The following is a 25,090-nucleotide window of genomic DNA, read 5'->3' as shown; positions in this document are numbered from 1 at the left end:
GGCGACAGCATGGCGACCGCCGGTACAAGGCCCGTACAAATGCCGGACCCGCGGTGTACCGGACACCCGGACAGAAGCGGCTATTCGTGCAGTTTCGCCCGCAGGGCGGCCTCGAACTCCGCAAGCTCGGGCACCGCCATGATGGAACCGAGGTCTTCAAGGTCTTCGAGCGCGTCGCGGAAGCGTCCGGCGTCAGGCGCCCTCGCCAATGCGGCCCCGAGCCAGGATCTCGCCTCCGTCACGTCGCCGAGCGCGAGGTGGTAGACCACGAAGTTGAGCAGCATGTTGCCCGTGGTCTCGCCGGCCGCGATCTCGGCAGCTTCGGCGAGCACCGCGGCTGCGAAAAGCTCCTTCGCCGCGTCCGGTCGTCCTTGGGCATGTGCGAGAAGGCCCAGTTGGTAGTGGTCCCAAGCCCCGGCGCCGAGCTGCACCAACCGCTCGAGATCGGCCTGTGCTTCGACCAGCCGGCCGCATCTGCGGTGAATCTGCCCTCGTCGGTTGAGGGCTAGGGTCAAGGCCGGGTCAATGGCTATCGCCCGCGTGAAGTCTGCCAACGCCTCGTCGTACTGGTTCAACGACTTCCGGCTCTCGCCCCGGCCGCAGAAGGCGTGGGCGAACGTCGGGTCGATTTCGGCGGCCCGAGTGAAATCGGCCAAAGCCTCCTCGTACCGCCCCGACATGTGCAGGACATTGCCCCGGTCCACCCACCAGAATGCCGTAGCCGGGTCGGTCTCGATTATTCGCGTGAGGTCGGCGAGCGCGTCCTCCGAGCGGTCGAGGTCACACAACACGAAAGCCCGCTGCCGGACCGCCCAGGAATACTCTGGGGCTCTTGCGATCAGCCGGTCGTAGTCGGCGAGCGCGTCGTCGAGCCGCCCGGCCCGATGGTAGGTTCCCGCACGGTCACGAAGGATCCAGCTCACTCCCGGGGCGATCTCGAGCGCCCGGGCGTAGTCCGCCAAGGCCTCCTCCCAGCGATGCATGTCCGCGTAGGTGTGCCCTCGCCTCGCGAACACCGCGGGATACTTCGCCTCGATCTCCACCGAGCGCGTGAAGTCCGCCAGCGCGTCCTCGTACCGCTTCATCCGACGATTCGTTTCGCCGCGGTCGGTCAGGGCCCAGGTCGCTTCCGGCTGCAGCTCCAGCACCCGGTTGAAGGCGGCCAGCGCCGCCTCGTAGGACTTCAGCTGGAGGTGAACGCGGCCACACCAAGAGAGCGCCCAGCTGTCGTTCGACCCCAGCTCCAGCACCCTGGTGAAATCGAGGAGGGCTTCCGGGTACCGGGCCATCTCGTAGAGCGCCTCGCCTCGGACGCCAAGAACCTCCGCCGTGTCCGGCATGAGGTCCAGCGACCGGCTGAGGTCGGCCACGGCCTCCTCGTGCCTTTTCAGCGAGAGCAAAGTCTGTCCGCGGGCACCGATCGGCCAGCCGGCCGCCGGATCCAGCTCGACCGCACGGTCGAGGTCCGCCAGCGACGCCTCGAGCTTTCCCAGCACGTGGTACAGGATGCCCCGGATCGTCAGGGCGACGCCGTCTTCAGGCACCTGCTCGAGCGCTTTGGAGAACGCCGTCACGGCATCGGCGAAGTCGGGCGTCCGACGTCGAAGATGGTGGTGGGCGACCTGCAGGTAGGCGCTGTGCCGAGCCTTGACCGACAGGGTGGTCTCAGCGGTGAGGCAGTTCAGCAGAGCGAGCGAGTCCTCTGCCGCACTCAGTCGGGAACCCAGGGCGGCCACCTGCTCCGCGCCGGAGTCCACCCCGGCCTGGGCCACCATGGCGACCCACCGCCCGACCTGGTCGGCTCGCACCGCGATCGTCGTGACGAGCGCGGCCAGCGCGTCCGCCGTCGCCACCGTGGCGCAGATGCGGTGGTAATGCTCCTCCACCGCCAGCGCCTGCCAACCCTCGTCCTGCCAGCCGGACCGGTCGTCGAGGCCGAGTTGCTCACGCCTGGCCCGGTAGTACTCCGACAGGACGCAGTGGCGCTCACGCCACTCGACGGACGACCGGCGCCGCACCACGCGGATCATCGTGTCGCGGACCACGTCGTGGTACCGGTAGCCGCTCGCGCGCTCGGCCACGAACGGCAGGCGGCGCAGCCACGCGAAATCCTCGTCCGGCGTGGCCGCGTCGGCGGCCAGCGCGAACACGTCCCGGTCCAGCTGCCTCGGCAGCGCGCCGCGCAACGCCGCCTGTTTCCGCTTCTCGTCCTTCTCCCACTTCAGGAAGCGCTCGACCGCGTTGTCCCCCGGATCGGCCACGCTCGCGGCGCTGTCCAGGCGGGACTCCGCCAGCAGCGCCAGCAGCACTGGCAACCGTCCGGACAGCGCTAGAACGACCTCGACCACCTCGTCCGCCGTGATGCCCCGGGCCGCCAGGAACTCGCGGGCCTCCTCCTCGGTGAACAGTTGGAGCGGGCAGTCGGCACGGACGCCCAGGTAGTCGCCCCACGCGTGGACGTCCAGCGGGTGCTGGCCCGCGAGCACCAGCACCAGGTTCGGCGGGAGGCTGCCGTAACGGCCGTCGAGCAAATCCAGCAGCCAACGCTCGAGAAACACCCCGGTGCGTTCGAAGGTGTCGAAGAACAGCACCACCGGTCGTTTCGCCGCCACCTGCCGGAGCTCGGCCACGAAGATCGGGGTCAGCTCTTCGACCGGCGACATCAACAGGCGCACATCGTGCTGGTTGCGCAGCTTCACGCTGAGGAAAGCACGGAACTTCTCGACCTGGTTCGAGATGGCGTCGCGGTCGAGCTCCTTGGCGAACGACCCGACGACCGGGATGTCTTCCGCGGCGCGCAGGCTGATCCGCACGGCCGACCGGGTCAGCACCGAGGACAACCCTTCCGGGGTGGCCGGGTCCGCGTCGAGCTCGTGCCGCTTTTCGTGGTAAAGCTCGGACTTCTTGGCGAACTCCTTGCACGGATCACCCTGCCGGGCGAACGACCGGACGATGCCCGACAGCGCCGACGGGATGTCGAAGACCGACTCGTCGACGTACGCGACGGCGCATCCCGACTCCTGCGCGATCCGCTGGAACTGGTTGATCAGGAACGACTTCCCGACGCCGGCATCGCCGTGCACGCTGAACAGGAACCGGCGGCGCTGGTCCTCCAGCGGGAGCCGGAGGGCTTCTTCGAACCGGCCGATCTCGTGGCGCCGCCCGACGAAGCCGTCGGCCTGCCGCCGCTTGATCAGGTCCTGCAGGGTCAGCCCGCCCGCGTCCAAGGCCCCGCCCTCCCTTCGCCGGCCGGACGTCGACCATAGCAAGACAGGACGACGAAGCCCCGCCGGAAACTCCGGCGGGGCTTCATCGGGGAGAACTCAGGCCAGGTACTCGGCCGCCGCGCGCAGGCTGACGTAGGAGCCGCTGAACGTGTCGATCCGCGGACCGTCGCCGTCCGCGGGGCCCGGCACGCCGGTCTCCACGCGGATGAAGTCCACAGTGGACAATGTGGCCAGCAGCTCGCGCACCCGCGGGTGCCGGTGCGCCTCGCGGGTCACCACGACGACGCTGCGGAAGTCCCGGGCCGCTTCGAGGATCGCGTCGGCGTCGTCCGGCGTCGCGGTCAGCGTCCGCGTGCCCGGCATCAGCTCGGCCAGGTGCGCGCCGAGGCCCCACGGCATCGGGCCGGCCGCGATGGTCGGCTCGGTCTGGACGTCGACGACCAGCGGCGGGCCGTCCAGCCGTACGTCACCCCGGACGCGCAAGGCCTTGCGCGCCGCCTCCAGGCCGAGCCGCCGGTCGACCGGGCCCACCGAAGCCGGGGCCGGGTCGGTGCCCAGCGCCGCCGTCCGCGAAGCCGCCTCCTCGAGCCGTTCGAGCGGCAGCTCCCCCGCGGCGACCGCGGCCACGATCGCCGTGACGCACGCGTCCAGGTGCTCGGCCTCGAACGCCGCGCCACCGAGGCAGAGCGCGTCCGCCCCCGCGGCCAGTGCCCGCACGGCCGAACGGCCGAGGCCGTCGTGCTTGCCGTACGCGCCGGACACCGCCCCCATTTCCAGCGCGTCGGTGATCACCGCACCGGTGAAGCCGAGCTCGCCGCGCAGGACGTCGGTGAGCGCGACGCGGTTGAGCGTCGCGGGCTCCTCACCCCAGGCTTTCACGACCAGGTGGCCCGACATCACCGAGCGGACGCCGGCGCGGATCGCCGCGGCGAACGGGACCAGCTCGATCTCCCGCAGCTCTTCGACCGTGCGTGGCAGCACCGGCAGCGCGACGTGCGAGTCCTCGGTCGCCGCGCCGTGGCCCGGGAAGTGCTTCGCGCACGCCGCGACGCCGTACTTCTGCAGGCCGGTCACGTAGGCCGCGACGTGCGGCGACGCCTTCGCCGGGTCGGACCCGAACGCCCGGACGCCGATGATCGGGTCCTCGGCCGCCAGGGTCAGGTCCGCGCACGGCGCCAGGTTCAGGGTGACGCCGCAGGCCGCCAGCCGTTCGCCGAGCGCGGCGGCGACCGCCGTGGTCAGCTCCGGGTCGTCGGCCGCGCCCAGGGCCAGCGGCCCCGGCACGAACGACCCGGTGTTCACGTCGAGGCGGGTGACGTCGCCGCCCTCCTCGTCGATGCCGACGACAACACCGTCCCGCTCACCGCGCAGCTGGGCGGTGAGCGCGGCGACCTGCTCGTCGTCGACGACGTTGCGGCCGAACAGCACCACCCCGCCCAGTCCCCCGGCGATCCGGCGGCGCAGCCAGCCGGGCGCGGTGGTCCCGGCGAACCCGGGCAGCAGGACGGCCTCGGCGAGCTTCTCGGGAGAAGACAACGGCTACCCCTTCACGGCGCCGGCGGTCGCGCCGGACACCAGCTTGCGTTGCACGAGCAGGAAGAACACCAGCGCCGGGATCGCGTAGATGACCGACGCGGCCATGACGCCGCCCCAGTCGGTGGCGAACGCCGTGCGGAACGACGCCAGCCACACCGGCAGCGTCTCCTTCTGCTTGTCCCGGATGAACACCAGCGCGAAAAGGTACTCGTTCCACGCGGTGATGAAGCTGAACACCGACGTCGTGACCAGCCCCGGGCCGAGCAGCGGCAGCGTCACCCGGCGGAACGCGCCGGTCTGGCTGCAGCCGTCGATCATCGCGGCCTCTTCCAGCTCGTACGGGATCCCGTTGACGAAGCCGTAGAGCATCCAGACCGTGAACGGCAGCGTGGTGGCGAAGTAGATCAGCAGCAGCGACGGCAGCGTGTTGAGCAGCCCGGCGTCCCGCATCAGCAGGAACAGCGGGATGAACAGCGCCGACACCGGGGCCAGCTGCGCCACCATGACCAGCACCAGGAAACCCTTGCGGCCGGTGAAGCGCAGCCGCGAGAGCGGGATCGCCGCCAGCGTCCCGGCGACCAGCGCGCACAGCACCGACCCGACCGTGACGATCAGGCTGTTCATCAGGTAGGTCGGGAAGTTGTCCTTGGTCAGCGCGGTGGCGAAGTTGCCGAACGAGAACGACGTCGGGATCAGGTCGTACTTGGGCGACAGGATCTCACCGGGCGTCCGCAGCGACGTGACGAACATCCAGTACGTCGGGAACACGATCGCCAGCGCGACGAGCACGCCGACCACCGAGAGCACGATCCGCTGCGACAGCGACTTCTTCACGACAGATCACCTTCCCGGGTCCGGGTGAGCAGCTGGATGTACCGGCCCGTGATGAGCGCGAGCACGATCAGCATCAGCGTCGCGATCGCGGCCGCCGCGCCGAAGTGGTTGCCCGCGATGCCCTTGAGGTAGAGCACGACGGCCAGGGTGGTGCTCTCGCCGTCGGGGCCGCCTTCGCGGATCGCCCAGATCTGGGCGAACGCGTTGAAGTCCCACAGCACCGACAGGAACGTGACCATGGTGGTGATCGGCTTGATGGCGGGCCAGGTGACCGCGCGGAACGTCTGCCACCCGCTGGCGCCGTCGATCCCGGCGGCCTCGTACTGCTCGCGCGAGACGCCGATGATGCCCGCGTACAGCGAGAACGTCACGAACGGCACGGCCTGCCACACGATGAGCAGCCCGATCACCGACAGCGTGCTCGCGCCGCTGGAGAACCACGAGAACCCGATGAAGCTGTGGAACCCGAGCCGGTCGAGGGTCTTGTTGAGGATCCCGTACTGCTCGTCGAAGATCCACTGGAACACGGTGGTCGTCGCGATCACCGGCGTCGCCCAGGCCAGCACCAGCGTCACCTGGACGATGATCCGCACGACCGGGCCGAGGTGGCGCATGAGCACCGCGAGGAGCAGGCCGCCGAGGATGGTGGCGGCCACGATGGCGGCGGTGAAGACCAGGGTCCGGAAGGTGACCGTCCAGAACTCCGGGTCCGAAAGCGTGTTCGTGTAGTTGTCGAACCCGATCCAGACCGTCTTGCCGGAGACGAGCTGGCCGATGTCGAGCTTGCGGAAGCTGATCGCGAGCACCTGGACCAGCGGCCAGGCGAGCAGGACCAGGATCGCGGCGAGCGCGGGGAGCAGCAGCAGGTACGGGAGCACCCGGTCGCCGAACCGGCCCCGCCTGCGCTTCTTGACCCGCGTGTCGCGCGGCGATGCCGGCGGGGTCGCCCCCGCCGGCATCGTCACATTGGCGGTCGCTGTCATCCGCCGATGAGCTTGTTCAGCGCTGCGTTGGCGTCGGCGGTCGCCTGGTCGAGCGTCTTCTTGCCGGTCAGGTACGCGGTCAGCATGTCCTTGACCGGGTTCTGGCCGGACTCCACGTCACCCCACTTCGGGCTGGCCGGCACGGCCTTGCCGTTGGTGGAGGCCTTCGCCATCACGCTGCCCAGCGGGTCCTTGTCCAGGCCGGTGAGGTCGGTCGACGTGCCGGGCACGACGCCGGCGGCGGCGAGCTGGCTCTGGTACTTCGGGCTGGAGAGCAGCTTGATGTACTCCTTGGCGGCGGCCACGTTCTTGCTGTTGGCCGGGATCGCCAGGTTGGAGCCGCCCAGGAACACCGGGGCGCTCTGGCCGGCGGTCTTGCTCGGGATCGCGAACGCGCCGGTCTTGGCGGTCAGGCTCGGGTCCGTCTTGGCCGCGGTCGGCAGCTCCCACGGGAGACCGATCATCATGGCCACCTTGCCGGCGCCGTAGACGGTCGCCTGCTGCGGCTTGGCCTCGTCGGCGTCCTTCGGCGCCTTGGTGCCGGAGGTGTCGACGAGCTTCTTGTAGAAGTCCAGGCCCGCCTTCGCGCCGGCGCTGTCCAGCGTCGCCTTGAAGTTCTTGCCGTCGGGCTGGGCGATGTCGCCACCGTTGTCCCAGATGAAGGACAGCAGCGCGTACCAGTTCTGGCCCGGCATGTACAGGGGCTGGAAGTCGGGGTCGGACCCGAACTTCGTCTTCAGCTTGGTGATCGCGTCGATCCACTCGTCGTTCGACGTCGGCGGCTTGGCGATGCCCGCCTGCTCGAACATGTCCTTGCGGTAGATGACCTCACGGTTGGCCGCGTAGAACGGGACGCCGTAGGTCTTGCCCTCGTAGGTGCCCGAGTCGGCGAGACCCTTCAGCCACTGGGCGCCGTTGAAGCTGTCCTTGTCGGCGGTCAGGTCGGTCAGGACGCCGTCGTCCGCGGCGAAGGCCGCGGTCTGCGTGTTGCCGATCTCGATCACGTCCGGCGGAGCGCCACTCGCCAGCGCGGTGGTCAGCTTCTGCTGGATGCCGTCCCACTGCTGGATTTCGTACTTGACCTTGACGCCGGGGTGCGCGGCTTCGAACTCCTTGTTGAGCGCGTCGGTCAGCGTGGTCGGCGCGGAACCCGTCATCAGCCAGACGGTGACGTCGCCGGTGATCTGCGCGGGAGCACCGCTCGACGAAGCGGCGGTGTCCGTGCCGCTGGAACCCGCGCAGCCCGCGGTCGCGAGGGTGAGTGCGGCGGCGCCCGCCGCCAGCTTGAGCCAGCGTTTCACTCGATGCCGTCCTTTCGATGTCCGGCCGAACCGCGACCGGACTCCCCAAATGGTGTAGACCAATGTTGGGGTTAGAGTGGTACGTACCACAGGCCCTGTCAAGGCGGTTGCCGGAACGTTGTAAACGCACCGGGGAGTCTGACGCGGTGTAGCCGGACGGTCACCGGCTTCGCCGTGACCTGCGGGGGAAGTCGTCCGAATAGGAGGGTGTCCGGAACGTTTTTCACCGGTGGCCACGCGGGATTCACCGCACGGCCACCCGGTCGGCGCAACGAAAACCGCCCCGGCTGATCGGGTGCGGTCACGTCCTGCTGCCGTGGACGGCCGACGGCCGCGCCTTCCTCCTGCGGGCCAGGACCACCCCGAGCACCGAGACGACCAGGCCCACCACCAGCAGGGCGACCCCGAACTCCGGCCCGGCGCCGAAGTGCCGGAGCAGCCGGGCGGCCCCGAGCCCGAACCCGGCGACGAACAGGACCGGGCCGAGCACGAGCGCGATCGTTCCCGCCCGCCGGGCGGGAACCACGGCGAACACCGGCCGATCGTCGCCGGTCGCGCCGACGTCGGTGTAGACGGCGGTGATGGGGCCGAAGGACACCCGGTCGCCGTCGTGCAGGAGCCGGGCTTGTCTCGGCGCCAGGGCCTCGCCGTTGACGAGCGTGCCGGCGCGCGAGCCGGCGTCGGACACCCAGGTGCCGCGGGCGTCCCGCCGGAGCCAGGCGTGCCGCGGGCTGACGCGGTCGGAGTACAGCTTCAGGTCCGCCTCGGGAGCGCGACCGACGAGCCATGAGCCCCGCCGCACGTCCAGCCGCGCGACCGCGCCGCCGAGCGTCTCGATGGTCACTGGGTGTTCCATCGTCCCTCCCCCACGTCCCGATTCCGGACAGAGCACCACGGCGGCGTGAAGATGCGCGGCGAACGGGTGAACCGGGCGGTTGCCGGGCGACGATCATCGCCCCGCGGCCGACTGGGGTGCGTAAGTCAGTTCGGCGCCCAGGAACCGGGAGAACGATGAAGTCAGCTTGGCAGGTCCGCGCGGGCAGGCAAGGCGAGCGCGACCAGGAGTCCCTCGCCGAAGGTCTCGCGATCGTCGGCTGGGGCGGCGTTCCCGCCCTCGGCCGGTTCGACAGCCGGGAAGCGCTCAAGGCCGGGCTCCGCGAGTGCTACCCGCAACGGTCCACCTACGTGATCGGCAACTGGGCCGGGCAGCTGTGGCGCTTCTACCGGGAGATGAACGAGGGCGACCTCGTCGTCATGCCGCTCAAGAACGTGCGGCGGTTCGCCATCGGCGAGGTCACCGGGCGGTACCACTACCGCCCCGGCTCGGCCCCGGAGTGCCGGCACGCCCGGCCGGTCCGGTGGCTCCGGACGGACATCGAGCCTGGCGAGTTCGGCCCCGACCTGCGCGGCAGTCTCGGGTCGCTGCTCACCGTGTGCCGGCTGAGCCGGCACGAGGCGGCCCGGCGGATCGGGGAAATCGCGGCCGGACGGCCGGACCCGGGCTGGCAGCACGCTTCGGCGAACCTCGACCCCGACGCCACCCAGGCCGACCTGTGGGAAGCCGTCGAAACCGGCGCGGCACCCGTGAAGCTGACCGTCCGGGCGCTGCTGTCCCTGTGGGGCTACCGGCGGCGGACCGCGACCTCCCTGGTGACCGTGCAATTCGAGCTGGCCGAGCACGGGGTCACGACCAAGCCGGCGTTCACCACGGCGCGGATGGACGCGGTCGTCGAGCTGGTCCCGGTCGCCGACGAGCCGGGCGCGGCGGACTCCGAAACGGATCCACCCGGGCTCGAAGCGCTGGACGACCTGCCGGCCAAGTGGGTGGTGCGCGCGGTCCTGCCGGAGGAGCCGTCCATCGAAGCGGTCACGGCCGGGAAGCCGCTCGCCACCGCGGTGACGCTCATGCTGGCCAAGAACTACTCCCAGCTGGCGGTCGTCGACGCGGACGGGTTCCACGTCGGCGCGGTCAGCTGGGAGTCCATCGGCCGGGCCCGGCTGACGAACCCCGAGCCGACGCTGCGGGACGCGACCACCCAGGTCCGGGTCATCGACTTCGACGACGAGCTGTTCGGCCAGATCGACGAGATCTACCGCCGCGGGTACGTCTTCGTCCGGGGAGAAGACCGCCGGAAGCTCATCGGGGTCGTGACGGCCCACGACCTCGCCCGCCAGTTCGGCACCCTCGCCCGGCCGTTCTCGCTCCTGGAAGAGGCCGAGCTGCGGCTGCGGCGGCACACCAAGCGCAGCGTGCCCGAGGACGTGCTCGACAAAGCGGTCCCGAAGTGGGCGAACGGCAACCCGACGTTCGGGAACTACGTCCGGATCTTCGCCGACCGGGCCACCTTCGAGCTGCTCGGCTGGCCGCTCGACCACGAGACCTTCCTCGATCTCCTCACGAAGGCGAAGAACATCCGCAACGAGCTGATGCACTTCTCCGGCGACGAGATCCCGGAGCAGGACCTCGCCGCCATCGAAGGGTTCTGCGCGACGGTCAAGGCCGTCGACCAGTCCTAGCCGGTCAGGGTTTCGGCGCCGGGGCCTTCACCCGCTCCAGCAGCAGCTGGGCCACATCGCGCACATCGACGTTCTCCGCCTTCTGCTCGCTCTGCCGCTGCACCAGTCCGTCCGTCAGCATCACCCGGCAGAACGGGCAGCCCGTCACGATCGTCTCCGCGTCGGTCGCGATCGCTTCGTCCACGCGCTCGAGGTTGATGCGCTTGCCGATCTGCTCCTCCATCCACATCCGCGCGCCGCCGGCGCCGCAGCACAGCGCCCGGTCCGCGTGGCGGGGCATCTCCTCCAGCGTCGCGCCCGTCGCGCCCACCAGATCGCGGGGCGGCGTGTAGACCTTGTTGTGGCGGCCGAGGTAGCACGGGTCGTGGTAGGTCACCTTCGGACCGTCTTCGACGGCCTTGACCGGCGTCAGCTGACCGCCCCGCACGAGCCGGTTCAGCAGCTGCGTGTGGTGGACGACCTCGTAGTGCCCGTCGAGGTCCGGGTACTCGCGGCTCAGCGTGTTCAAGCAGTGCGGGCACGTCGTGACGATCTTGCGCAGCCGCGGCTCGCGCCCCTCGAACACCGCGTTGAGCGTCTCCGCCGTCTGCTGGGCCATCATCTGGAACAGGAACTCGTTGCCCGCGCGCCGCGCCGGGTCGCCCGTGCAGGACTCCTCCTTGCCGAGCACCGTGTACTTCACGCCCGCGATGTGCAGCAGCTCCGCGGTGGCGCGGACGGTCTTGCGGGCGTTGTCGTCGAACGCTCCCGCGCAGCCGACCCAGTAGACGTATTCGACGTCGTCGGCGAGCTCGCCGTCGAACACCGGGACGTCGAAGCCGAGGTCCTTCGTCCAGGCGAGGCGTTCCGAGTTGTTCTGGCCCCAGGGGTTGCCCTTGGTCTCGAGGTTCTTGAACAGGCCGCCCAGCTCGGTCGGGAACGCCGATTCGATCATCACCTGGTAGCGGCGCATGTCCACGATGTGGTCGACGTGCTCGATGTCGACCGGGCACTGCTCGACGCACGCGCCGCAGGTGGTGCACGACCAGAGGACGTCCGGGTCGATGACGCCGCCGTCGGCTTCCGGCCCGACCAGCGGGCGCGCCTCTTCGTGCTCGGTGCCCGCGAGGATGTAGGGCGCCTCCTCGAAGAGGTTGTCGCGCAGGCTCATGATCAGCAGCTTGGGCGACAACGGCTTCCCGGTGTTCCACGCCGGGCACTGCGACTGGCAGCGGCCGCACTCGGTGCACGTGGCGAAGTCGAGCATGCCCTTCCACGTGAAGTCGCCGATCTTGCCGCGGCCGAACGTGTCGTCCTCGCCCGGGTCCTCGAAGTCGATCGGCTTGCCGCCGGACTCCATCGGCAGCAGCGGGCCGAGCGCGTCCGGCAGCCGCTTGGCCGAGACGTTGATCGGCGCCACGAAGATGTGCAGGTGCTTGGAGTAGAGCACGATCGACAGGAACACCAGCATGACGCCGATGTGCAGCATCAGGCCGACGGTCTCGAGCACCTCGGTCGTCGAGTGGCCGAGCGGCTCGAGGAGGTTCCCGACGCCGAGGGAGACGTACGCCCCGCCGTCGTACGGGAAGTTGCCCGATGCCGACGAGGCGCCGCGGAAGAAGAACATCGTCCAGACGACGTTGAAGATCATGAAGAGGATCAGCCACGCGCCGCCGGTGTGCGAGCCGTAGAACCGGGATGCGCGGTCCTTGCGCTCGGGGGCGTTGCGGATGCGGATCACCGTGAACACGCCCAGCGACACGGCCACCATGACGGCGATGAAGTCCTGCAGGAAGCCGAGCACCGCCCAGTGACCGATCCACGGGATCGCGAACTTCTCGTCGAAGAGCGCGCCGTACGCCTCGAGGTATACCGAAGCGAGGATCACGAAGCCCCAGAACGTGAAGAAGTGCGCCAGGCCCGGCACGGACCACTTCAGGAGCTTGCGCTGGCCGAACACTTCGCGCACCTGGGCGAAGACGCGGGCGCCGAGGTCGTCCGACCGCTTGGTGTCGGGCTGGCCGGCCTTGATCAGCCGGTACAGGAAGGCCACGCGCTTGCCGGCGACGGCGAGGCCGACGACCGTCATGAGCAGGCCGAGGATGAGACGAACGAGCACGGGTCCTCCGGTCGTACTTCGAGGATCGGCTCAGTGCGAGCCGGTGTAGTAGCGGCACGCCTTGCACGCGTACCGCATCTTCGCGACCCGCCAGTGTTTCCGGTACAGATCGAGGTCGGCCGACCGGCGGACGCCGAGACGCTGGTAGCGCCCCGGACGGCGGCGGCCGGTTTCGTACTGCTCGGTCGCGCGGCCGAGGTGGGCGCGCCGCAGCACGCACCCCCGCGTCCCGCAGCGGCCGAGGGCGCCGCGGCAGAACCGGTGCAGCAGCACCAGTTCCCCGGTGACTTCTTCGACCACGCCGTAGCCGGGGTGATCGCCCCGCCCGGTGAGCCGGACGGGCAGGCCGCAGTACCCGCACTTGAGGGTGCAGGAGAGGCAGCCGGCGATGTGCCTGAGCCGCAGTTCGCGCCGGTCTTCGGAGCCGGGTCCTCGGACGCGCGACGCCATGGGGCCTCCTCCGGCGACTGTGATCGGCACCACTGACTACTGGAGGGTAATGAGGACGTCACTTCGCGCGACAGGACCGAACCGCCTAGTTGTGTTGCGCCATTCGGCGTAAATATCGAAGGAAGGATCACCTTACTGTCCGTATACCGGACGTCAGTGGGTCGAGAATCGCACGTTCGGCCCTGCTGGCGCGGGGGTGTCCCCCGCCACAATCCGGGCATGACGTATCGCCCCGTCCCGTACCGGCCGGCCCGCGTGCCCGCCGCCGAAGCCGTCGCCGAGGCCGCCGCCCTGCGCGAGCGGATGGAAGCGCGGCGCTCGGTCCGGATGTTCTCCCCCGACCCGGTCCCCGAACGCGCGGTGCTCGACGCGATCGCGGTGGCCTCCACGGCCCCCAGCGGCGCGCACCAGCAGCCGTGGACGTTCGTCCTGGTCTCCGATCCCGCGGTCCGCCGGACGATCCGGGAGGCCGCGGAGGCGGAGGAACGGATCTCCTACGACGGCCGCCTCGGCGACGAGTGGCTCGAGGCGCTGCGGCCGCTGGGAACGGACGCGGTGAAGCCCCACCTCACGGACGCGCCGTACCTGATCGTCGTGTTCCAGCAACGCTTCGCGCTCGACGACGACGGCGGCGTCCACAAGCACTACTACGTCGACGAGTCGGTGGGCATCGCGGTGGGCATGCTGCTGACGGCGCTGCAGGTGGCCGGACTGGCGGCGCTGACGCACACGCCGTCGCCGATGCGGTTCCTCGGCGAACTGCTCGGACGGCCCCGCAACGAGAGGGCGTTCGCGGTGATCCCCGTCGGCTACCCGGCCGACGACTGCGTGGTCCCGGACCTGCGACGCAAATCCCTCGACGAAGTACTCGTACGAATCTGAAGAGAACTCAACAACCCGGCAAGCCGCCCGGAACCTCCGTGAACAGCGGTCCCGACAGCCGGTCCGCGCCCCGGTCCCGCCACCAGTCGCGCTGGTCCGCGTGGTCGATGCCGGTCACCGCGACCTCCGCGCCGGCCAGGTGGGCCGCCTCGACCAGTGCCGTCAGCGTGCGGTCCACCAGCGGGTGCGTCCGGCGCTCCACGAGCCGGGGCGCCATGCGGACCGTGCGCGCCGGGAACTCGGTCAGGCAGGTCGCGTCGCCGAAGCCGTGGATCTCCGCCGCCACGCCGATTTCCGCCAGCACCTTCAGGTTGTCGGCGGCGTCGCCGGAGTCCGCCGGCAGCGTCGCCGACGGGAACCCGGGTCTCAGTCGCACCGGCGCCAGGCCGGTGGACTCGAGCACGGCGCGGATCTCGCCGACCAGCTCCGGGTCGGCGGCCTGCTGCGCCGTCAGCTCGACCGTCAGCGGCACGCCGACGCCGGCCGCCGCGACCCGCTCGACCGCCGTGCGCAGGAGCCACGTGCCCAGCGGCAGCGCCAGCCCCGTCTCCCCCGCCAGCCGCACGCACGTCTCGTGCGGCAACACGCCTTCGGTCGGGTGGTTCCAGCGCAGCCGCGCCTCGACGCCCCGCACCGAGCCGTCCACCGCGGCGACCAGCGGCCGGTAGCCGACCTCGATCTCGCCGTTCTCCCAGGCGCCCGCCATCGCCGCGGCGAGCCCGAAGTCGTGGCGGTCGCGGCGGTCCAGCTCGCGGTCGAACAGGCCCCACTGGGCCCCGGTCCGCTGTACGCGGCGCAGCGTCAGGTCCGACGCGCGCATCAGCTCGGCCGGGGTGATGTCGCGCGGCGGCCGGTGGACGACGCCGATGCTGGCCGACACCGCCACGCCGTGGTCGCCGTCGACGTAGTCCGGCTCCGCCAGCTCGTGGGTGATCCGGCGGACGAGCGTCAGGACGCCCGGCGTGTGCTCGGTGTTCTGCACGAGCACCCCGAACTCGTCGCCGCCGAGCCGCGCCACGAGGGCTTTCTCGCCCTCGAACACCGCCTTCAGCTTTCCGGCGACCCCGCGCAGCACCTTGTCGCCCAGCTCCTGGCCGAGCCCGCCGGTGATCTGCGAGAAGCCGTCGAGGTCGAGGTGGAAGAGCGTGACGCCCCGCGACGCGTCGGCCTCGCGCAGCAGGTTTTCCAGGCGGGTGCTGAAGAACTGCCGGTTCGGCAACGCGGTCAGCACGTCGTGCAGGGCCTGGTGGGACAGGCGCCGCTGCAGCAGCGACACCTCGGTGTCGTCGTCGACGAGGGTGATCAGCTGCCGGGGCGCCCCGACCGCGTCGCGGATCACCGACGCGGCGAAGGTGGCCCACATCGGCTCGCCGTCCCGGCCGACCAGCCGGCGGCCGACGCGCAGCCGGTGCAGCCGCCCGGCCACCAGCTCCGCGTAGGCCTCCCGCAGCTGGTCGACTTCGTCCGGGTGGACCAGGTCGAACAGGGTCATCGCGGAGATTTCGGCCGGGGTCCGCTGGAGCGTCTTGGCGAGCGCCGCGTTGGCGCGCAGCACGCGCCCGTCCAGCTCGGTGAGCGCGATGCCGCTGGCCGAGCCGGCGAACACCTCTTCGAACTGCGCACGCGTGATGACCTGCTTCTGCCGGGTCTCCTGCTCGACCTTCAGCAGGGCCCGGCTCAGGCCTTCCTGGCGCTTCTGGATGTCTTCGCGCAACGTCTCGCCGTAGCCCGAGCTGAGCGCGCCGAGCACCAGCACGACCCGCTCCGCCAGCCCGTCGACCCGGCGCAGCTCCGGCTCGCGCAGCAGGGCCTTGCCGAGCACCTCCAGGCTGCGGCGCAGGCTGTCCGAGCCGACGCACCGCAGCTCGACGAGCCGCGCACCGGCGGCCGCGGCTTCCTCGAGCTCCGGCAGGTCGCTCGCGACCGCTTCGAACAGCCGGCCGACCAGGACCGCCAGCTCGCGCTCGATCTCCTCTGGCGTGTGCGGCAGGTAGGCCGTGGTGCTGACCAGGTAGCCCCACTTGCGCGCCAGGGTGGCGAGCCGTCTCGCCGCACGTTCGGCGGACGGCTTCTTCCGCGGGTCGTCACCGCGGGGATAAGGAGCAGTCACCTCAGCCTGTCCTGGGGTCCGGTCAACACACCGATCGGGTAGCCGATATATCTTGGCGCGAAATTGTGTCCGGTGCGCGAAACAGCATTCATCCGATCGAGTGATAACCCTGCGGAGCGATCGTCAGGCGATCGCGCAACCACGACCGGGTGGCGTCACGGTAAGCCGCCGCGTTTTCGTGCAACGCAACGGAATGACCGGCACCCGGGAGGACGTACATCGACAAGTTCGACGGGTCGGCGTAATACGGCGCTTCCTGCGCGCGCAGCACCCGTGCGTCCGAACAGTCACGCAGGGCGAGCAGGCCGCAAAAGAGAACGTCCTTTTCCCCCACCACTTGGAAAACCGGTACGGTAATTCCCTTCGTCGCCGGCAACACGATCCCGAACAGCGCGACCGTGCCCATGCCGGGCACCGAAACCTGGTCCTTGGTCGCCTCGTCGGCGGCGATCACGCCCGGGTCGGAATCTCCCGCGGCGTAGAAGAGCCCGGCCCGCGCACCGGGCCTCGTCGTGAAGTACAGCGGGTCGCTGCCGAGGCGGCCGAGCTGACCGTCGAGCAGCGCGGGCTGCAGGCCCAGCGCCGCGCCGATCGCCAGCACCGGCAGCGCGGGCAGGTGCGTGATGCCGGTGAGGACCACGCCGTCGACGTCGTGGTAGGTCGACGCCTCCACCGCGACCACGCCGGACCCGACCGAGTGCCCGACGATGACGACCTTCGCGAACCGCACGCCGCCGACGTGCCCGGCGCGCAGGTGCCCCACCACCTCGTGCGTCGATTCGGCCGCCGCCCAGACCGACAGCGGCAGGCTCAGCGGCCGGCTGCTGCGCCCGGCGCCGAGCTGGTCGGCGGCGAAGGTCGCGTAGCCGTGCGTGGCCATGTCGCGCTGGTAGGAGTAGCGCTCCGGCTGGTAGGGCAGATCCCAGTACGCGCTGTTGTACGTCCCGCCGTGCACGAGCAGCTGGACGGTGTCCGGCGCCTCACCCGCGGGCAGGCACAGCCGGCCGTGCATGGTCGCCGGTGCGCCCGGCACGAGCGGCGGCAGGCCCGGGCCGCTGACCGGCAGATCCGTGTCGGTGCACGAGATCGCGGCGGCCTCGGCGGGCATCGCGGCGGTCAGTGAAGCGAGCAGGACTCCGCAGGCGAACAAGGCTGACGTCACCTTGACGGGCAGCTTCACGCCGCACTCCCTCTGGGCTCGGACAGGTGAACGAACTCGGAAACACTACACCCGGTAGCTGACCGGGTACCGTCAGGTCCGCGGCACCACGGTCATCGGCAGCCGGTTCGGCTGCATGGTGGCCTTCAGTTGCGCGCGGACCTTCTTGCCCGGCACGGGAACCAGCCGCCAGCGCGCCCCGATCGTGGCGGCGACGATGCCGATCTCCGTCGGCGCGAACACGTGCCCCGGGCACAGCCGCGCACCCGCGCCGAACGGGATGTACGCCCCCTTCGGCAGTTCCGCGGATGCGCCGGGCGTCCAGCGGTCCGGGTCGAAGCGCTCCGGATCGGGGAACCAGCGCGGGTCACGGTGCAGCGTGTGCTGGCTGACCGCGACCTCGCTGCCCGCCCGGATGGTGACGCCGCCGAGCTCGACGTCTTCGCGGGCGCGGCGCATGAGGATCAGCGGCGGGGTGCGGCGCACGATCTCGTTGACGATCTGGTGCGTGTACACCAGGTCCGGCAGGTCCTCGAACCGCGCGGGCCGGCCGCCGAGCACCTCGTCGACCTCCGCGTGGAACCGCCGTTCGACCTCCGGGTGCTGCCCGAGCTCGTGGAAGAACCAGGCCAGCGCGACGGCGGTGGTCTCGGCGCCGGTGGTGAGGATCGTGATGACCTCGTCGTGCACCTGCCGGTCGGACATGCCCTCGCCGGTGTCCTCGTCGCGGGCCAGCAGCAGCATCGACAGCAGGTCGCCATGGTCGGCTCCCTGTTCCCGGGCGGCCACCACGGTTTCGCCGATGACGGCACGCAGGCGCGCGGCCGCGGCGTCGAACTTACGGTTCGGCGGGATCGGCAGCTTCTCCACGAATTTCGGAGAAAAAGCCCGGATCAGCACGTATTTCAGCATGATCGGGATCGAATGCTGGATTTCCGCCAGTGCTTCGTCGCCGAGCGCGGTCGAGAAAAGCGTCTGGCCGGCGATGGTCAGCACGAGGTCTTGCATCCGCCGGTCGAACTGGACGACTTCGCCCGGCTGCCACGAGCTCGCCAGCTCGTCGGCCAGCTTCGTCATGGTGTTCTCGGCGTACCCCGCGATCCGCGTCCGGCCGAAGGCGGGCATCACCAGGCGGCGCTGGCGGCGGTTGAGCTCGCCGTTCGAGGTGGCCAGGCCGTCGCCGAAGAGCGGGCGCATCTTGTCGAAGACCAGGCCCTTGTCGAACTTGTCGGCGTCCGTGGCGAGCACCCGCCAGGACAGTTCCGGGGTCGTGACCACGTGCACCGGCAACGGACCGAGGCGGAGTTCGACGACATCTCCGTGCGCCGGAAGGGAAGTGAAGAGCTTCAACGGGTTGCGCAGCAGCGCCACCGTGTGCCCGAGCACGGGCAGGCGGCCGGGCACGGGACGCGCGTCGGTCATGTCGCATCACCCTAACGGGACGGTGTGCACGCCGAGCGCGGGTCCACACGAACGGAGGATGGCGCTACACTCCGTCGTCTCGAGCGGGCGTCTTGAGCGAGGGTGGGAGGTCCCGTGACCGGGGAACTGAGCTGGGTACCGCCGGAGATCGACACCACGGTGCCGAACCCGGCGCGGGTGTACGACTTCTGGCTCGACGGCGACCACAACTTCGCCGCCGACCGGGCGCTCGGGGAGCAGATCCTCAAGATCATGCCGGGCGTGCGCGACGCCGCCCGCCTCAACCGCGCGTTCCTGCGCCGCGCGGCCAAGTTCATGGTCGACTCCGGCGTCCGGCAGTTCCTGGACATCGGATCCGGCATCCCGACCGTGGGCAACCTGCACGAGATCGTCCAGCAGGCCGACCCGTCGTGCCGCGTCGTGTACGTCGACCGCGAGCCGGTGGCCGTCGCGCACAGCGAACTGCTGCTGCAGGACAACGAAAACTGCCTGGTGCTGCAGGCCGACCTGCGCGACGTCAACGACATCTTCGCCGGTGCGGGCAAGCTGCTGGACCTGGACCGCCCGGTCGGCGTGTTCATGTTGCTGCTGCTGCACTTCGTGCCGGACTCGTGGGACCCGGCGAGCATCCTGTCCCGCTACCGCGACCGGCTGGCCCCGGGCAGTTTCCTGGCCGTGACGCACGTCGCGGCGGACTCCGAGGCGGGCCGCCTCGACGAGGCGGTCGAGGTGTACAAGAGCAACCAGGACCAGCAGAACCAGCCGGTCCCCCGCACGCACGACGAGGTGCTCGCCTTCTTCGACGGCTTCGAGATGGTCGAGCCGGGCGTGGTCGGCTGCGCGATGTGGAAGCCGGAAGGCGCCGGCGACATGTCCGACGACCCGGCGATCAACGCGCTCCCGTACGCCGGGGTCGGCCGGAAACCCTAGTCACCGCAGGGAGAACGCCGCCAGGTTCACCGGCCCGTCGAAGGTCAGGTACACGTCGTGACGGCCGGTCGCCTTCGCCAGCGGGGCCGTCACCGTCGTGTACGCGTACCGGTCCCCGGTGGACGGCACCGTCGCCGTGCCCAGGACCCGGCCGGTCGGCGAGTCCAGGCGGACCGTCACGCGCGCCGAGTCCACTGTGGACACCGAGGCCGCGAACCGCGACGGGCCGGAGAGCGCGACGTCGCGGTAGGCCAGCCAGCTCCCGGCCGTGGCCGCGACCGACGTCCCGGCGGTCTTCGACGTGTCGGTCAGCGTCGTCCCCGAGTAGTCGTCGAAGTTCTGCGCCGGGGTGGTGCGGCTCAGGTCGCGCGGCGGGATCCGCTCCCCCGGAACGAACACCGGCTGCGCCGCGGAGAGGTCGGAAGCGTTGCGGCCCACCGAGAAGTCATAAGTACCCTGCTCGACCGCGGACCGGCCGAGCGAGGCGTTCCACGACGCCAGGTCCGCGACCGGAACGGAGAACTTCACCGAGCGTGTTTCGTGCGGCTTGAGCGTCACGCGGGAGAAGTCCCGCAACCGTTGCACGCCGGCCGCCTTCGAATACAGCTGGACGACGTCGGTCCCGGACCGCGCGCCCGTGTTGGTCACGTCCACACTGACCCGCACGGAAGAACCGAGGCGCGAAGCATGCACAGCGCCGTACCGGAAGTTCGTGTAGCTCAGCCCGTACCCGAAGGGGTACAACGGCTTCCCGCGGTAGTACTGGTACGTCATCCCGGTCTTCGCGATGTCGTAGTCCAGGATGCTCGGCAGCCCGGCGTCGGACGCGTACCAGGTCTGCGTGAGCCGTCCGGTCGGGTCGTGGTCGCCGAAGAGGACGTCGGCGACCGCGTGCCCGGTCTCCTGGCCCGCGTGGCTCGTCCACACGATCCCCGGCACGGACAGCGTGTCCCAGCCGGTCGTCGGGTAGCTGTTCTCCACCACGACGACCGTGTGCGGGTTCGCCTTCTGCACGGCTTCGATCAGCGCCCGTTGCGCCGGGGCCGGCGACGTGCTCGTCCGGTCGTTCGCCTCGCGGCCGTTGATGAACGGCATGCTGCCGACCACGACGACGGCCGTGTCCGCGCCCCGCGCCGCTGCGACCGCGTCGGAGACGCCGCTGCGAAGCACGTCGCGGCCGAACTTCGTCGCGTGGGCCGCATCGGGCGCGGAGATCGTGAGGACCCCGTCGGCGCCGACGACGGCAAAGCGGTTCGGGCCGAACCACGGCTCGGTGACCTCGTTGCCCGCGTACTCGAGCACGTAGCTGCCGTCGGGCTGCGGGTCGAGCTTGAGCTGCTGCTGCACGAACCACCCGGTCGGCTGGGCGGCGTCGTTGACCAGGGCGCCACCGGAGTAGCCGAGGAACTTGCCGTTCGCCGCGGCACGCAGGGTGTTCTTGCCCGCGCCCCAGTCGTAGACGTCAAAGGACTCCGCCGTCCCCGCGGTGGTCCCGCCCGCGGTCACCTTGCCGGGCGCGGCGGGCGCGGTCAGGTAGCGACCGGTGGCGAGGTCCTTCAGCGCGATCCGGTCGACGCCTTCGGACGACGCCACCGAGGTCCCGAGCCGTTCCGCGATGCCCTGCTTCGGCGTGACGCGGTACGGCATCGCGCCGCTGTACCAGTCTTCGTACAGCGTGTCGGACAGCGGGCCGACGACGGCCACCTTCTTCTTCGCCGGGTCGAGTGGAAGCGCGTTCGCGGTGTTGCGCAGCAGGACGACCTGCTCGTCCGCCACCTTGCGGGCGAGCGCCTGGTGCTCCGGGGAGTTGATGACCGCCGGGGTGATCTTCACGTAGGGGTTGCGGCCCGGCGGGTCGAACTCGCCGAGCCGGAGGCGCAGCGACAGCAGGTGCCGGTCGGCCTTCTCGACGTCGGCCATGGTCAGCAGCCCGCGGGCCAGCGCTTCCTTGACGGCCTCGACGGTGATCGAGCCGTTCGTGTCGTTGTCGGTGAAGCTGTCGAGCCCGGCCTTGATGGCCGCGGCGTCCGCCTCCGCCTTGGTGGCGTAGTACTTCTCCGAGTTGACGAGGTTGGACGGGGCGCCCGCGTCGCTGACGACGGCGATGTCCTGCGGCGCCCACTTCCGCAGCAGGCCGCCGAGGTCGGGGCTGACGGTGTTCGGCCGCCCGTTGACCAGGTTGTACGACGGCATGACGCCGTTGGCCGCGCCGGCCTGGAGCGGGATCTTGAACGCCTGCTCGTCGTAGTCGTGCAGGATCTTCGGCGGCACGGAGGAGTTGCTGGTGTCGCGGCCGACCTCGTTGTTGTAGGCGAGGTAGTGCTTCAACGTCGGCGCGGCCCGCAGGTACCTCGGGTCGTCGCCCTGGATGCCGTGGCCGTACGCGGTCGCGAGCGCGCCGGTGAGGTGCGGATCCTCGGAATAGCCCTCCTCGTTGCGGCCCCACCGCGGGTCGCGCAGCAGGTTGACCACCGGCGCCCACAGGTTGAGCCCCCACAGCGTCGGGTTGCGCGCGTTGAAGCCACGCGCCTCCTGCCCGACGGCCGCGCCCACCTCCTTCACCAGTGCCGGGTCCCACGTCGACGCCAAGCCGATGGCTTGCGGGAACACGGTGCCGTCGGCCTTGACGACCGCGCCGTTGTTGTCGTAGTCGGTGGACCAGGCGACGCCGTGGAGTGCTTCGGTGCCGGTCTTGAACACGCCGATGCCCAGGCGCGGGATGGCGGGTTCGTACTGGTGCAGCAGCGAGATCTTCTCGTCCGCGGTCAGCCGGGACAGCAGGTCGCCGATCCGCGTGGCGAGGGGCAGCGCCGGGTCGCGGAACGGCATCGGCGGGGCCGCGAGCGCCGGCGCGGGCGCCAGCAGGAGGGCGGCGGCGACCACCGGGACGAGGGCACGGCGGAGCGGGGACTGGCGCACGGACGGCCTCCCGGATTCGTCGAATCGTTTCGACAGTGCGGCGCGGAACATTCGCGTCGAAGGTGAGGATGGGGACGACTATTACAGTCGTGTGAGCACGAGGTCAAGACTTCCTGGGAGCGCGCCCAGGAAGTCCGACGGGCTGCCAGAACTGCGCCTTGAGCTGCGGGAAGATCCTCTATCAGGCGCGTTCGACAGTTTCGACACGACCGTTTGTCGTCGAATGCGAATCGAATATCTTCCGGCGGCGAATTCTGCTTGTGTTTCGAGCGGGTGTCCCTTACCTTCGTGCCATCGTCGATGCGCTTCGACAGAGTTCCACTCTGTCACGTCCCCAGGAGGCCGCCCGTGGTCACGATCAACGACGTCGCCACGGCGGCGGGCGTGGCACCCAGCACGGTGTCGTACGTGATCAGCGGCAAGCGTTCGATCTCACCGAAAACCCGCCGGTTGGTCGAGGAGAGTATCCGCAAGCTCGGGTACCACCCGCACGCCGGGGCCCGGGCGCTCGCCAGCAGCAAGACGAACGTGCTCGCCCTGGTCGTGCCGCTGCGCACGGACCTCAACGTCGCCGTGGTCATGCAGTTCGTCGCCGCGGCGGTCACCGCGGCCCGCGCGCACGACCACGACCTGCTGCTGCTCACCAAGGACGAAGGCCCCGCCGCGCTGCAGCGGGTGGCGTCGTCGGCGATCGCCGACGCGCTGATGGTGATGGACGTCGAAGCCGCCGACCCGCGGGTGCCGATGCTCATCGCGCTCGACCTGCCGGTGGTGCTCATCGGCGTGCCCGACCACCCGGCCGGCCTGAGCTGCGTCGACCTGGACTTCACCGCCGCCGGCTCGGCGTGCGTCGCGCACCTGGCCGAGCTCGGCCACCGCTCGGTCGCGCTGATCGGCCCCTCCCCCGCGGTCTACCGGCGCGGCACGAGCTACGCGACGCGGTTCCTGCGCGGGTTCGACGACGCGGCGAAGAGCCACGGCGTCCGGGCGACGAACCGCCCGTGCGCCCACTCCTACGAAGCCGTGAGCGCCTGCCTCGACGATCTGCTCGCCGCCGACCCGGACCTGACCGGCCTGGTCGTGCACAACGAAGCCGTGCTCCCCGGGCTGCTTTCGGACCTGCGCCACCGCGGCCTGCGCGTGCCAGAAGACATCTCAGTCGTCGCCGTCTGCCCGGACACCATGGCCGAGCAGCACCCCGTCGCGCTCACGACGGTCGCCATCCCGGCCGAGGAGGTCGGGGCCCAGGCCGTCGAGATGACCATGCGCCGCCTCGCCGGCCACACCACTCCGGAGGTCCGCCTCCTCGGACCTCGTCTCACCCGGCGCGACAGCACCGCCGCGCCGCGAGCTTGACTGTGTTGTTCATTGCCGATCCGGTCACGGCCACGGCCGATCCGGCCCGTGGCAACGGTCACCTGCCGCTGCAGGGCCGGCCTACCTTTGGCCGGATCGGCAACCGGTTCTGCTCCAGCGTCGAAGGAGGATCACCATGTCCCTACCCCGTCGCGCCCTGATCCTGGCCGCGAGCGCCGCGCTCCTGGCCGCCTGCAGCCCCAGCCCCGCCACCCCGTCCCCCGGCTCGGGTGCCGCGCCCGCTTCGTCCATCACCGAACTCGACTACTACGCCGACGAGCAGGGTTCCGCGGCGTGGCAGAAGATCCTGGACGCCTGCGCGTCCCAGACCGGGATCAAGATCCAGCGCCAGACCGTGCCGACCGCGCAGATGCTGCCGAAGGTCCTGCAGGGCGCCAGTTCGAAGACGCTGCCGGACCTGCTGTTCACCGACAACCCGACGCTGCAGCAGGTCGCCGCGACCGGCGCGCTCACCCCGCTGGACGGCTACGGCATCACCACCGACGGCTACTACCCGAGCATCGTCAAGGCCGGGACCTACCAGGGCAAGGTGTACGGCGTCGCCCCCGGCGTCAACGGCCTCGCGCTGATCTACAACAAGGACCTCCTCGCCGCCGCGGGGGTCGAGGCCCCGAAGACCTGGGACGAGCTGAAGGCCGCCGCGGCGAAGCTCACCAAGGACGGCAAGTACGGCCTCGCCTTCTCCGCGATCCCGTCCGAAGAGGGCACCTGGCAGTTCCTCCCGTTCTTCTGGAGCAACGGCGCCGAACTGTCCCAGCTGGACTCCGCGCAGTCCGTGAAAGCGCTTCAATTCGTCACGGACCTGGTGAACGCCGGGTCGGCGTCGAAGTCCGTGGTGACGTGGAACCAGAACGACGTCGCCGACCAGTTCGTCGCGGGCAACGCCGCGATGATGGTCAACGGGTCCTGGAACCTGGCCCGGCTCGACGAGCAGAAGTCCCTGCACTACGGCGTCGTGCCAATCCCGGTGCCGCAGGCCGGCGCGAAGCCGGTGGTCGCGCTCGGCGGCGAGGTCGGCACCGTGCCGGTCACCAGCGGCCCGGCCCAGCAGGCGGCCGGCAAGGTGCTCTCCTGCATCCTCTCCGAGCCGACGATGCTCGAGTGGAGCAAAGCCCACGCCTACATCCCGTCGAAGACGGCCGCCGCGACCAAGTTCGGCGCGGAGCAGCCGGCGATGCAGGCGTTCGTCGACGAGGTCGGCACCGCCCGCTCCCGCACCACCGAACTCGGCGAGAAGTACCCGAAGGTGTCCCAAGCCCTGGCCGACGCGCTGCAGGCGGCCCTGACCGGGAAGCAGCCCGCCGACCAGGCGTTGAAAGCCGCCCAGCAGGCGAGCGGTTCGTGA

17 protein-coding genes are annotated in these 25,090 nt (G+C 70.3%); 5 read left to right on the top strand and 12 right to left on the bottom strand.

Annotation, left to right across the window (positions count from 1 at the left end; genetic code table 11):
• Window positions 1-80 precede the first annotated feature (80 nt).
• From ABZ342_RS16405 to ABZ342_RS16380, 6 genes are all read right to left on the bottom strand, one after another.
• On the bottom strand, window positions 81-3,227 hold the full coding sequence (locus ABZ342_RS16405; RefSeq protein WP_360473526.1) for a tetratricopeptide repeat protein: 3,147 nt from the start codon (window positions 3,225-3,227) through the stop codon (window positions 81-83).
• A gap of 96 nt (window positions 3,228-3,323) precedes the next feature.
• Complete coding sequence (locus ABZ342_RS16400; protein WP_360473524.1) at window positions 3,324-4,763, bottom strand: glycoside hydrolase family 3 N-terminal domain-containing protein; 1,440 nt, start codon at window positions 4,761-4,763, stop codon at window positions 3,324-3,326.
• Between the two features lie 3 nt (window positions 4,764-4,766).
• Window positions 4,767-5,597 carry a carbohydrate ABC transporter permease gene (locus ABZ342_RS16395; protein WP_155543694.1) on the bottom strand — a complete coding sequence of 277 codons (831 nt, stop codon included), beginning with the start codon at window positions 5,595-5,597 and terminating at the stop codon, window positions 4,767-4,769.
• On the bottom strand, window positions 5,594-6,580 hold the full coding sequence (locus ABZ342_RS16390) for a sugar ABC transporter permease (RefSeq protein ID WP_155543693.1): 987 nt from the start codon (window positions 6,578-6,580) through the stop codon (window positions 5,594-5,596). The genes ABZ342_RS16395 and ABZ342_RS16390 overlap by 4 nt, the downstream gene beginning before the upstream one ends.
• A complete protein-coding gene (locus ABZ342_RS16385; protein WP_155543692.1) occupies window positions 6,577-7,881 on the bottom strand; it encodes a sugar ABC transporter substrate-binding protein in 1,305 nt (434 codons plus the stop codon). The genes ABZ342_RS16390 and ABZ342_RS16385 overlap by 4 nt, the downstream gene beginning before the upstream one ends.
• A 301-nt stretch (window positions 7,882-8,182) precedes the next feature.
• Complete coding sequence (locus tag ABZ342_RS16380) at window positions 8,183-8,737, bottom strand: FHA domain-containing protein (RefSeq protein WP_360473521.1); 555 nt, start codon at window positions 8,735-8,737, stop codon at window positions 8,183-8,185.
• 155 nt (window positions 8,738-8,892) lie between these two features.
• On the opposite strand from ABZ342_RS16380, the gene ABZ342_RS16375 reads away from it, so the two are divergent.
• Window positions 8,893-10,398: a CBS domain-containing protein gene (locus ABZ342_RS16375; RefSeq protein WP_360473519.1), complete on the top strand. Its 1,506-nt coding sequence runs from the start codon at window positions 8,893-8,895 to the stop codon at window positions 10,396-10,398.
• Window positions 10,399-10,402: 4 nt separating this feature from the next.
• Here ABZ342_RS16375 and ABZ342_RS16370 read toward each other — a convergent pair whose 3' ends face one another.
• The gene (locus ABZ342_RS16370; protein WP_360473517.1) at window positions 10,403-12,496 is read right to left on the bottom strand and encodes a (Fe-S)-binding protein; all 2,094 of its coding nucleotides are present in this window, start codon (window positions 12,494-12,496) and stop codon (window positions 10,403-10,405) included.
• A gap of 30 nt (window positions 12,497-12,526) precedes the next feature.
• On the bottom strand, window positions 12,527-12,946 hold the full coding sequence (locus tag ABZ342_RS16365; protein ID WP_155543688.1) for a hypothetical protein: 420 nt from the start codon (window positions 12,944-12,946) through the stop codon (window positions 12,527-12,529).
• 219 nt (window positions 12,947-13,165) lie between these two features.
• On the opposite strand from ABZ342_RS16365, the gene ABZ342_RS16360 reads away from it, so the two are divergent.
• A complete protein-coding gene (locus ABZ342_RS16360) occupies window positions 13,166-13,828 on the top strand; it encodes a nitroreductase family protein (RefSeq protein WP_360473514.1) in 663 nt (220 codons plus the stop codon).
• 7 nt (window positions 13,829-13,835) lie between these two features.
• On the opposite strand, the gene ABZ342_RS16355 is transcribed toward ABZ342_RS16360, so the two are convergent.
• The 3 genes from ABZ342_RS16355 to ABZ342_RS16345 form a co-directional block, all read right to left on the bottom strand.
• Window positions 13,836-15,938: an EAL domain-containing protein gene (locus tag ABZ342_RS16355; RefSeq protein WP_360473512.1), complete on the bottom strand. Its 2,103-nt coding sequence runs from the start codon at window positions 15,936-15,938 to the stop codon at window positions 13,836-13,838.
• An 88-nt stretch (window positions 15,939-16,026) separates the two neighbouring features.
• Window positions 16,027-17,118, bottom strand: coding sequence for an alpha/beta fold hydrolase (locus tag ABZ342_RS16350; protein WP_360473510.1), 1,092 nt, complete (start codon window positions 17,116-17,118; stop codon window positions 16,027-16,029).
• A 72-nt stretch (window positions 17,119-17,190) separates the two neighbouring features.
• On the bottom strand, window positions 17,191-18,519 hold the full coding sequence (locus ABZ342_RS16345) for a cytochrome P450 (protein ID WP_360473508.1): 1,329 nt from the start codon (window positions 18,517-18,519) through the stop codon (window positions 17,191-17,193).
• 114 nt (window positions 18,520-18,633) lie between these two features.
• Here ABZ342_RS16345 and ABZ342_RS16340 point away from each other — a divergent pair, with 114 nt between their 5' ends.
• Complete coding sequence (locus ABZ342_RS16340) at window positions 18,634-19,449, top strand: SAM-dependent methyltransferase (RefSeq protein WP_360473506.1); 816 nt, start codon at window positions 18,634-18,636, stop codon at window positions 19,447-19,449.
• On the opposite strand, the gene ABZ342_RS16335 is transcribed toward ABZ342_RS16340, so the two are convergent.
• A complete protein-coding gene (locus ABZ342_RS16335; protein WP_360473503.1) occupies window positions 19,450-22,368 on the bottom strand; it encodes a glycoside hydrolase family 3 C-terminal domain-containing protein in 2,919 nt (972 codons plus the stop codon). It lies immediately after the preceding gene.
• A gap of 348 nt (window positions 22,369-22,716) precedes the next feature.
• On the opposite strand from ABZ342_RS16335, the gene ABZ342_RS16330 reads away from it, so the two are divergent.
• Both ABZ342_RS16330 and ABZ342_RS16325 read left to right on the top strand, forming a co-directional pair.
• Window positions 22,717-23,724 (top strand): LacI family DNA-binding transcriptional regulator, encoded by a 1,008-nt coding sequence (locus ABZ342_RS16330; protein WP_155543681.1) that lies wholly within the window; start codon window positions 22,717-22,719, stop codon window positions 23,722-23,724.
• Window positions 23,725-23,860: 136 nt separating this feature from the next.
• Complete coding sequence (locus tag ABZ342_RS16325) at window positions 23,861-25,090, top strand: sugar ABC transporter substrate-binding protein (RefSeq protein WP_360473501.1); 1,230 nt, start codon at window positions 23,861-23,863, stop codon at window positions 25,088-25,090.

This window comes from Amycolatopsis sp. NPDC005961, from assembly GCF_040629235.1.
Classification (GTDB): Bacteria; Actinomycetota; Actinomycetes; order Mycobacteriales; family Pseudonocardiaceae; genus Amycolatopsis; species Amycolatopsis camponoti.
The sequence above is the reverse complement of the archived record's forward strand: the minus strand, read 5'-3'. Positions and strand labels throughout refer to the sequence as shown.

Bases quoted from the DNA above. Each gene is read 5' to 3' on its own strand.
- ABZ342_RS16390 (WP_155543693.1), bottom strand. From the start codon at position 6,580: ATGACAGCGACCGCCAATGTGACGATGCCGGCGGGGGCGACCCCGCCG.
- ABZ342_RS16380 (WP_360473521.1), bottom strand. From the start codon at position 8,737: ATGGAACACCCAGTGACCATCGAGACGCTCGGCGGCGCGGTCGCGCGG.
- ABZ342_RS16375 (WP_360473519.1), top strand. From the start codon at position 8,893: ATGAAGTCAGCTTGGCAGGTCCGCGCGGGCAGGCAAGGCGAGCGCGAC.
- ABZ342_RS16365 (WP_155543688.1), bottom strand. From the start codon at position 12,946: ATGGCGTCGCGCGTCCGAGGACCCGGCTCCGAAGACCGGCGCGAACTG.
- ABZ342_RS16360 (WP_360473514.1), top strand. From the start codon at position 13,166: ATGACGTATCGCCCCGTCCCGTACCGGCCGGCCCGCGTGCCCGCCGCC.
- ABZ342_RS16345 (WP_360473508.1), bottom strand. From the start codon at position 18,519: ATGACCGACGCGCGTCCCGTGCCCGGCCGCCTGCCCGTGCTCGGGCAC.
- ABZ342_RS16325 (WP_360473501.1), top strand. From the start codon at position 23,861: ATGTCCCTACCCCGTCGCGCCCTGATCCTGGCCGCGAGCGCCGCGCTC.